We start from the raw sequence: 403 nt of genomic DNA, 5'->3' as shown, positions 1-403 counted from the left end.
TCCCGGGCGCGTCCGACGAGGTGGCCGCCGAGCTGCTGCGCGTCTCCAAGGACGTCGCCAAGCCGGTCGTGACCACGTTCCACGGGCATCTCGGCATGCACCCCGCGCTGCGCGTCGAGACCGGCTCCGACGCGACGCCCGGGCGGGGCTCCATCCCCTCGTACGCGGCTCCCGAGGAGGCGGTGCGGGCGCTGGCGCACGTGGTGCGGTACGCGAGATGGCGGGCGCATCCGGTGGTCCCGCCACCGGAACTCGACGACATCGACACCGCCCGCGCCCGGTCCCTGGCCATGACCACGCTGTCCGCCGCCACGTCCCGGACCCCGTCCTCCTCGGTGGCGGGGGCCGGTGACACGTCAAGCGGAGAGATGGCCCCCACCACCCCGGACGGACCGCACCAGGG

1 pseudogene is annotated in these 403 nt (G+C 75.2%); it reads left to right on the top strand.

Going from position 1 to position 403, the window contains the following annotated elements:
- Nucleotides 1-403: pseudogene (locus tag GUY59_RS47210) on the top strand (GNAT family N-acetyltransferase); the annotation flags it as partial.

The sequence above is a fragment of the Nonomuraea sp. K271 genome (assembly GCF_009908215.1).
Lineage (GTDB): Bacteria > Actinomycetota > Actinomycetes > Streptosporangiales > Streptosporangiaceae > Nonomuraea > Nonomuraea longispora.
The sequence above is the reverse complement of the archived record's forward strand: the minus strand, read 5'-3'. Positions and strand labels throughout refer to the sequence as shown.